Source organism: Pseudomonas sp. YL2 (genome assembly GCF_023063025.1).
GTDB classification, from domain to species: domain Bacteria; phylum Pseudomonadota; class Gammaproteobacteria; order Pseudomonadales; family Pseudomonadaceae; genus Aquipseudomonas; species Aquipseudomonas putida_A.
On sequence record NZ_JAJSLU010000024.1, the window covers coordinates 22,060 to 30,320 of the forward strand.

An 8,261-nucleotide genomic window follows, 5' to 3' on the forward strand; every position below is an offset into this window, starting at 1 on the left:
GCGGCGGGGTTCCACGCCCACCCCCCCCGTCCCCCACCCTTCGGGGGCGCGGTGGCGCGGGTTCCGGGGCCCCAAGCCCCCTCCCACATTGGGATAGAGGTGTTCTCAGGATCAGTCATCGGCTGTGGGATCGAGATCCGGAAACATCACTTCGGTAAAGCCGAACTTGCTGAAATCGGTAATCCGCGACGGATACAAGCGGCCGATCAGGTGATCGCATTCGTGCTGCACTACCCGCGCATGGAAGCCTGACGCCACGCGTACGATCGGCTCGCCCTTGGGATCAAAGCCTTCGTAGCGAATCTGCTGATAACGATCCACCGCACCGCGCAGGCCGGGCACCGACAGACAGCCCTCAAAGCCCTCCTCGGTCAGCGGACTCAGCGGCGTGATCAGCGGATTGATCAGGATCGTCTGCGGCACCGCTTCGGCGTCCGGATAACGTTCGCTGTGCTCGAAACCGAAGATCACCAGTTGCAGGTCGACGCCGATCTGCGGCGCGGCGAGGCCGACGCCACCGACACTTTCCATGGTCTGGAACATGTCATCGATCAGTTGCCACAGCTCGGGGCTGTCGAACATTTCCGGCGGCACGGGTGGAGCAATGCGCAGCAGGCGTTCGTCGCCCATTTTGAGGATTTCACGGATCATGGTCGGGCTTCGTCAGTGTCCGGCTTGAGCGAGTGGTCACGCCCCAGGCCAGAGACATGTTGTTTGGGATGTTCATCGAGTTCGCCGGGGACTTTCTCGCCCTCGTCCTTGCCCTCGCTGGACATGTGTTCGATCACCGCATTCATCTCGGCGCCGAGCAGCAGCACCGCCGAGGAAATGTAGAAATACAGCAACAGCACGATGATCGCCCCGATGCTGCCATACATCGCGTTGTAGTTGGCGAAGGTTTTGACGTAGAACGCAAAGCCCAGTGAGGCGATGATCCACACCACCACGGCGAGTACCGAGCCGGGGGTGATGAAACGGAATTCCTGTTTGACGTCGGGCATCACGTAGTAAATCAGGGCCACGGCGACCATCATCAGAAACACGATCACCGGCCAGCGCGCAATCGTCCACACAGTGACGATGAAATCTTCCAACCCTACCTGCGCGGCAATCCAGCCCATCACTTGCGGCCCGAGCACCATCAGTGCGGCCGCCACCAGCAACATGCCGGCAATGCCGACGGTGTAGAACACCGACAGCGGAAAACGCTTCCAGATCGGCCGGCCCTCGACCACGTCGTAAGCGGCGTTCATCGCACTCATCATCAGGCGCACACCGGCAGACGCGGTGTACAGGGCGATGACGATACCGACCGAAAGCAAGCCGCCCTTGGACTGCTGCAATTGATCGATCACCGGGTTGACCTGTTCCAGCGCCTGCGGTGGCAGCACCAGTTCCGACTGCAGGCGCAACCAGGTGAAGAAGTCCGGCAGGTGCAGGAAACCGATAAGCGCAATCAGGAACAGAATGAACGGGAACAGTGAGAACAGCATCTGGTAGGCCAGTGCCGAGGCGTAGGTCGACATCTCGTCGTCGACGAATTCAGTGACCGTGCGCACCATCACCCGGTGCAGTGGCAGACCTTTCATGTCTGGAAAAATCATTCGCGTCTCCTTTCGCCGCATTACAGGTTGAAGTCGTGGCGACTCAGGGGCCGTTTTCTACATCACGGTAGCCTACTTGGCGACCTTCGTGGATGGCTGTCGGGTTTTGACACAAAAACGGCCATCCTTGGATGGCCGCTCGTGTGTTTCGTTCAAGGCGGAATTACGCCTTGTCGACACCTTTCTTGATGGCGTCTTTGGCTTTGCCGACAGCTTGCTGGGCTTCGCCTTTTTTCTCTTGCAGTTTGCCTTCGGCTTGCAGCTTGGTGTTGTCGGTTGCTTTGCCGACGCCTTGCTTGACGTTGCCGACTGCTTCGTTAGCCATGCCTTTTACTTTATCGCCAGCGCTACTCATGGTGTTTCTCCTTGGTGCATTGAAGGGGAAAAGTCAGTACGTAATGATTGACTGGCCGGGTTTGCCACGAGTTTCATTTATTTTTGCCGTTCATTTCGTCGTGCCATGCAGGTTGGGCTTTATGTTTACCCCGCAAGCCCCGAGAATGCGCAGCTATGGGCGCGGTGCGCCAACGATCAGATCCCGCAGGAATGTTATGAAACTCGATAAAAAGCAGGCCATTGCCCGTCGCAACCAGGAACTGGGCGGCGCTGTGCTCGGCACCAACAACTGCCACTTCGCCGAATTGAACCGCAACCGCAACATCTGGTGGTTCGACCTGCCGGTGACGCGCCTCGCCGTCGGTCAGTACGAGTGGATTCACCTGCTGATGCACACCCCGGCCACCGACGAACTGCTGCACCTGAAAGTGCCGACCGTGTTCCTGCGGGAAAAGCTCGAAGGCCTGGTGATTCGCAACGAAGGCAAGCGCAAGGCGGCGTTGAGCCTGGAATTGAGTGCAGACAAGGATTCGTATCTGCAGGACATGCGTCCGGCGGGAACCAACGTGAATTTCGCGCCGTTCCGGCAGTAACCGAAAAGCTTCGCGAGCAAGCCCGCTCCCACATTTGACTGTATTCCAACTGGAGGAACGCGGTTGAATGTGGGAGCGGGCTTGCTCGCGAAGGCGGCATCACAGTCACTACAGATCCACCACCTACTCCAACAAAAAGCCCCGCATCTGCGGGGCTTTTTGCTTCAGGCGGCGGACTTGGCCTTGATCTTCTTCAGCTCTTCATCACGCAACTCACGGCGCAGGATCTTGCCGACGTTGGTGGTCGGCAGCGCATCGCGGAACTCCACCGAACGCGGCACCTTGTAACCGGTGACGTTGGCGCGCATGTGGTCCATCACGGTTTCCTTGGTCAGGGTCACGCCCGGTTTGGCCACGATAAAGATCTTGATCGCCTCGCCCGACTTCTCATCCGGCACGCCGATGGCCGCGCACTGCAATACGCCCGGCAGGGTCGCCAGCACGTCTTCCAGTTCGTTGGGGTAAACGTTGAAACCGGAGACCAGAATCATGTCTTTCTTGCGGTCAACGATGCGCATGTAGCCATCGGGCTGGATCAGCGCGATATCACCGGTCTTCAGCCAGCCTTCGCTGTCGAGGATCTCGTCGGTGGCTTCCTGACGCTGCCAGTAGCCCTTCATCACTTGCGGGCCCTTGACGCACAGCTCGCCGATTTCGCCCATAGGCTGCTCGACACCGGCATCGTCAATGACTTTGCACAGGGTCGACGGCACCGGAATGCCGATGGTGCCGATCTGAATGTTCTGGATCGGGTTGACCGTGGCCACCGGGCTGGTTTCGGTCATGCCGTAACCTTCGCAGATCGAGCAACCGGTCACCGCTTTCCAGCGCTCGGCGGCGGCCAGTTGCAGGGCCATGCCGCCGGACAGGGTGACTTTCAGATTGGAGAAATCCAGCTTGCGGAAACCTTCGTTGTTGCACAGCGCGACGAACAGCGTGTTGAGGCCAACGAAGCCGCTGAACTTCCATTTCGACAGTTCCTTGACCATCGCCGGCAGGTCGCGCGGGTTGCTGATCAGGATGTTGTGGTTGCCGATCAGCATCATCGCCATGCAATGAAAGGTGAACGCATAGATGTGGTACAGCGGCAGCGGGGTGATCAGGATCTCGCAGCCTTCATTGAGGTTGGAACCCATCAGCGCCTTGCACTGCAGCATATTGGCGACGAGGTTGCGATGGGTGAGCATCGCGCCTTTGGCCACGCCGGTGGTGCCGCCGGTGTACTGCAACACCGCGACATCGCTGCTGTGCGGATTGGCTTCGGCCACCGGCTGGCCCTGGCCCTTGCTCAGCACGTCGTTGAACTTGACGGCTTTGGGCAGGTGATAGGCCGGGACCATCTTCTTCACGTACTTGATCATGCTGTTGATCAGCAGGCGCTTGACCGGCGGCAGCAGGTCGGCGACTTCGGTGACGATGACGTGCTTGACCCCGGTTTTTGGCACCACGGCTTCCGCCAGGTGCGCCATGTTGGCCAGGCACACCAGGGCTTTGGCGCCGGAGTCATTGAATTGGTGTTCCATTTCCCGCGCGGTGTACAGCGGGTTGGTGTTGACCACGATCAGCCCGGCGCGGATCGCACCGAAGACGGCGACCGGGTACTGCAGAACGTTGGGCAGTTGCACGGCGATTCGATCACCGGGCTGCAAGTCGGTATGCTGTTGCAGATACGCGGCAAACGCACCGGACAATTCGTACAGTTCACCGTAGGTGATTGTCTTGCCCAGGTTGCTGAAAGCCGGCTTGTTGGCGAAGCGTTGGCAGGATTGCTTCAACACTGCCTGAATATTCGGGTACTCGTCTGGATTGATGTCGGCAGCAATTCCAGCCGGGTATTTATCCTTCCAAAAGTCTTCGATCATGGAAGCCCACTCCTCAGCAACGCGAATTCTTCACCGCATTTGATGCGATTATTATTGGTGTGTGTTTTGTATTGGTGAATCTGGCTTTTCTACAGGCCGAGAAGTCACAAAGCGCGCCGAGAGTAGCAGCTTTGCCGAGGGCCGACTAGAGCCAAAAGCGGCCTCCATGGTCACTTTAGTGACTCAAGACTTTTCAGCAGTCATTTTAGAGCAAAAATCCTATAACACCCTGAAAGCCCCGGTTTTCCGGGCCTTCACCCCCCAAAAAGCATCGCGGGCAAGCCCGCTCCCACAAGGTTGGTGGAGATCCCTGTGGGAGCGTGGCTTGCCCGCGATCCGCGCCACGCGCGGCCATTCACCAATCAGGCAATGTCGCGCAACTCCCGCCGCAGAATCTTCCCGACCGGCGTCATCGGCAACGACTCACGCAGCACGATGTGTTTCGGCACCTTGTAAGCGGTGAAATTCTCTTTGCAGTACGCCTTCAGTTCTTCGAGGCTGACCCCGGTTTCCCGCGCCACCACAAACAGCTTCACCGCTTCGCCCGAACGCTCGTCCGGCACGCCGATCACCGCGCAGTTGGCGACTTTCGGGTGGGCCATCACCACGTCTTCGATCTCGTTGGGGTACACGTTGAAACCGGAGACGATGATCATGTCCTTCTTGCGATCGACGATGCGCACAAAACCGTCCGGGTCGATCACCGCAATATCACCGGACTTGAACCAGCCCTCGGCATCCAGCACTTCGGCGGTGGCTTCGGGTTTGTGCCAGTAGCCTTTCATGATCTGCGGGCCTTTGATGCACAGCTCGCCACGCTCGCCCATCGGCTGCTCGACACCCTCGTCATCGATGACCTTCAGCAGCGTACCCGGCACCGGCAGACCGACGGTGCCCAGACGCGACTTGTCGCCATACGGGTTAGTGCAGGCCACCGGCGATGTTTCCGTGAGGCCGTAACCCTCGGTGATGCGGCAACCGGTGATCTGCTCCCAGCGCTCGGCGGTGGCCTTGACCAGCGCGGTACCGCCGGAGTTGGTCAGCTTGAGGCTGGAGAAATCCAGGGTCTTGAAGTCCGGGTGCTCCATCAGCGCGACGAACAACGTATTCAGTCCGAGCAACGCCGAGAAGCGCCAGTTCTTCAGCTCTTTAATGAAGCCTGCGATGTCGCGCGGATTGGTGATCAGCACGTTGTGGTTGCCGGAAACCATCATGCACATGCAGTTCGCCGTGAAGGCATAGATGTGGTACAGCGGCAATGGCGCCACCATCACCTCCTGCCCTTCGCGCAGCAATGGCTGACCGTCCGGCGCCAACTGCGCAAGACACGCGCGCACCTGCTGCATGTTCGCCACGAGGTTGCCGTGGGTCAGCATCGCGCCCTTGGCCAGGCCGGTGGTGCCGCCGGTGTATTGCAACACGGCGATGTCGTCGAGACCGACTTTCAGCGGCTTGATCCCCAGACCACGGCCCAGGCGCAGCGCACTCTTGAGCGAGATCGCCTGCGGCAGCGAATAGTCCGGGACCATTTTCTTCACTTTGCTGACCACGGTGTTGATCAGCCAGCCCTTGGCGGTGGGCAGCATGTCGCCCATCTTCGCTTCGATCAGGTACTGGATGTCAGTGTCCGGCAGCACTTCCTGGACCTTCTGCCCGAACATGTTCAGGTACACCAACGCGCGGGCACCGGAATCCTTGAACTGGTGGCGCATCTCGCGCGCGGTGTACAGCGGGTTGGTGTTGACCACGATCAGCCCGGCGCGCAAGGCACCGAACACGGCAATCGGATATTGCAGCACGTTGGGCATCTGCACCGCGATGCGATCCCCCGGCACCAGATCGGTGTGGGCTTGCAGGTAACCGGCGAACGCCGCGCTGTAGCGCTCGAGTTCAGCGTAGGTCAGGGTCACGCCCATATTGCTGAAGGCCGGCCGATCCGCGAATTTCTTGCAGGAACGCTCAAACACCTCGATCACCGACTTGAACTCGCCCATGTCGATGTCCAGTGGTACGCCGGCGGGGCGTTTGTCATTCCAGAAATCAGGTTGCATTGTTCTTGTCCTCTTTACCTGAATCGATCCGGGAGCCGCTTTTCTGTGGTTTCGCGCTGATCCCTGAGGGCACAAAGCAAAAAGCGGAGCTTCACGGACACTAGCAGCTATGGCCATTGAGGCAAATATGGGCGATGGCGACATTGATCGTATGAATCTTCCTGCCGTGGCGTGAGCTGATCGGACGCGCTATACAATGCAACGACTGCGGGCCGATACCGCTCGATAAAAAGGAATTGCCATGATCCACCGAGGCTTTTGGCTGGACGCGAGTGACCGCAGCCGCCTGTTCGTCAACCAGTGGTTGCCTGCCGCGCCCTTGAAAGCGCTGATCCTGCTGGCACACGGCATGGCCGAACACAGCGCCCGCTACGAGCGGCTGGCGAATGCGTTCTGTGAACAAGGTTACGGGGTGTACGCCCCGGATCTGCGCGGCCATGGCAAAACCGCCGAACACGGGACGCTCGGGCATTTCGCCGATGACGACGGCTGGTGCAAGGTGATCGGCGATCTGGCCAGCCTCAATCAGCACATCGGCCTGCAGCATCCCGACGTGCCAATCATCCTGCTCGGGCACAGCATGGGCAGCTACCTCGCTCAGGGTTACCTGCTGCATCACAGCGCCAGCCTGCATGGGGCGATTCTCAGCGGTTCGAACTTCCAGCCGGTGGCGCTTTACGGCGCGGCGCGACAAATCGCCCGTTTCGAAAAACTGCGTCAGGGTGGCAAGGGCCGCAGTGCGCTGATCGAGTGGTTGTCATTCGGCTCGTTCAACAAAAAATTCAAACCGGCGCGCACGCCGTTTGACTGGCTGAGCCGCGACCCGGTCGAGGTCGATCTGTATGCCAACGACCCGTTGTGCGGCTTCCGCTGCACCAATCAATTGTGGATCGACTTGCTCGGCGGCTTGCAGCAGATCAGCAAAGCGTCCAATCTCGCCCAGATCGACCCGGGCCTGCCGCTGCTGGTGATCGGCGGTGAATGTGATCCGGTGAGCGAAGGCAAGCGTCTGACAGATCTGGCCGAAGCGTTGCGCTCGGCCGGCAGCCAGAACCTGCAACTGAAGATCTACCCGCAGGCGCGGCACGAATTGTTCAATGAAACCAATCGCGACGAAGTGGTTGCCGATGTGCTGACCTGGATCGACCAGGCGCTGAGCCATCGCCGCCCCCATCGCAGCGAATAATTTTTTGTGGATTCACTTTAATCCGTCACAGGAATCAAGACCGATGACCCAGGTTACCAACATCCCTTACGAAGCCCTCGAAGTCGGCCAGACCGCCAGCTACAGCAAGACTGTCGAAGAGCGCGACATTCAGCTGTTCGCCGCGATGTCGGGCGACCACAACCCGGTGCACCTGGATGCCGAGTTCGCTGCCGCCAGCATGTTCAAGGAACGCATCGCCCACGGCATGTTCAGCGGTGCACTGATCAGTGCGGCCGTGGCGTGCGAGCTGCCTGGGCCGGGCACCATCTACATCGGTCAGCAGATGAGCTTTCAGAAGCCGGTGAAGATTGGCGACACCCTGACCGTACGCCTGGAAATTCTCGAGAAGCTGCCGAAGTTTCGCGTGCGCATCGCCACTCGCGTGTTCAACCAGCGTGATGAGCTGGTGGTGGATGGCGAGGCCGAGATTCTGGCACCGCGCAAGCAGCAGACCGTGACCTTGCCGACGTTGCCGGCGATCAGCATCGGCTGATCATCAGGTACACAAAACGAAAGTGGGAGGGGGGTTTGTCTCGGGGGGGGGGGGCGGGGCACCACCCTGCTCCCTGGGAACCCCCCTCCCCCGCCGGCCCGGCCCCCCACACTTT

At 59.6% G+C, this 8,261-nt stretch carries 8 protein-coding genes; 3 read left to right on the plus strand and 5 right to left on the minus strand.

All coding sequences use genetic code 11. The annotated features are described in order from the left end of the window. Positions 1 to 111 precede the first annotated feature (111 nt). The 3 genes from def to LVD08_RS25880 all read right to left on the minus strand — a co-directional run bounded on the left by def (position 112) and on the right by LVD08_RS25880 (position 1,959). Positions 112 to 651 (minus strand): peptide deformylase, encoded by a 540-nt coding sequence (gene def, locus LVD08_RS25870; RefSeq protein WP_003227403.1) that lies wholly within the window; start codon positions 649 to 651, stop codon positions 112 to 114. Beyond that, positions 648 to 1,604, minus strand: coding sequence for a YihY/virulence factor BrkB family protein (locus tag LVD08_RS25875; protein ID WP_027612574.1), 957 nt, complete (start codon positions 1,602 to 1,604; stop codon positions 648 to 650). The genes def and LVD08_RS25875 overlap by 4 nt, the downstream gene beginning before the upstream one ends. 163 nt (positions 1,605 to 1,767) lie before the next feature. Further along, positions 1,768 to 1,959, minus strand: a complete 192-nt coding sequence (locus LVD08_RS25880; RefSeq protein WP_247269605.1) for a CsbD family protein — start codon at positions 1,957 to 1,959, stop codon at positions 1,768 to 1,770. Positions 1,960 to 2,155: 196 nt separating this feature from the next. On the opposite strand from LVD08_RS25880, the gene LVD08_RS25885 reads away from it, so the two are divergent. Next, entirely contained in the window at positions 2,156 to 2,533 is a 378-nt protein-coding gene (locus LVD08_RS25885; protein WP_007969330.1) for a hypothetical protein, read from the plus strand. A gap of 164 nt (positions 2,534 to 2,697) precedes the next feature. Here LVD08_RS25885 and fadD1 read toward each other — a convergent pair whose 3' ends face one another. Both fadD1 and fadD2 read right to left on the minus strand, forming a co-directional pair. Further along, on the minus strand, positions 2,698 to 4,395 hold the full coding sequence (gene fadD1 / locus LVD08_RS25890) for a long-chain-fatty-acid--CoA ligase FadD1 (protein ID WP_247269606.1): 1,698 nt from the start codon (positions 4,393 to 4,395) through the stop codon (positions 2,698 to 2,700). 362 nt (positions 4,396 to 4,757) lie between these two features. Further along, positions 4,758 to 6,446 carry a long-chain-fatty-acid--CoA ligase FadD2 gene (gene fadD2 / locus LVD08_RS25895; protein ID WP_247269607.1) on the minus strand — a complete coding sequence of 563 codons (1,689 nt, stop codon included), beginning with the start codon at positions 6,444 to 6,446 and terminating at the stop codon, positions 4,758 to 4,760. 241 nt (positions 6,447 to 6,687) lie between these two features. Here fadD2 and LVD08_RS25900 point away from each other — a divergent pair, with 241 nt between their 5' ends. Both LVD08_RS25900 and LVD08_RS25905 read left to right on the plus strand, forming a co-directional pair. Further along, on the plus strand, positions 6,688 to 7,632 hold the full coding sequence (locus LVD08_RS25900; RefSeq protein ID WP_247269608.1) for an alpha/beta hydrolase: 945 nt from the start codon (positions 6,688 to 6,690) through the stop codon (positions 7,630 to 7,632). 43 nt (positions 7,633 to 7,675) lie between these two features. Next, positions 7,676 to 8,146: a MaoC family dehydratase gene (locus tag LVD08_RS25905; RefSeq protein ID WP_003227420.1), complete on the plus strand. Its 471-nt coding sequence runs from the start codon at positions 7,676 to 7,678 to the stop codon at positions 8,144 to 8,146. The last annotated feature ends 115 nt before the right edge of the window (positions 8,147 to 8,261 follow it).

Bases quoted from the DNA above. Each gene is read 5' to 3' on its own strand.
- def (WP_003227403.1), bottom strand. From the start codon at position 651: ATGATCCGTGAAATCCTCAAAATGGGCGACGAACGCCTGCTGCGCATT.
- LVD08_RS25885 (WP_007969330.1), top strand. From the start codon at position 2,156: ATGAAACTCGATAAAAAGCAGGCCATTGCCCGTCGCAACCAGGAACTG.
- LVD08_RS25880 (WP_247269605.1), bottom strand. From the start codon at position 1,959: ATGAGTAGCGCTGGCGATAAAGTAAAAGGCATGGCTAACGAAGCAGTC.
- LVD08_RS25900 (WP_247269608.1), top strand. From the start codon at position 6,688: ATGATCCACCGAGGCTTTTGGCTGGACGCGAGTGACCGCAGCCGCCTG.
- fadD1 (WP_247269606.1), bottom strand. From the start codon at position 4,395: ATGATCGAAGACTTTTGGAAGGATAAATACCCGGCTGGAATTGCTGCC.
- fadD2 (WP_247269607.1), bottom strand. From the start codon at position 6,446: ATGCAACCTGATTTCTGGAATGACAAACGCCCCGCCGGCGTACCACTG.
- LVD08_RS25905 (WP_003227420.1), top strand. From the start codon at position 7,676: ATGACCCAGGTTACCAACATCCCTTACGAAGCCCTCGAAGTCGGCCAG.
- LVD08_RS25875 (WP_027612574.1), bottom strand. From the start codon at position 1,604: ATGATTTTTCCAGACATGAAAGGTCTGCCACTGCACCGGGTGATGGTG.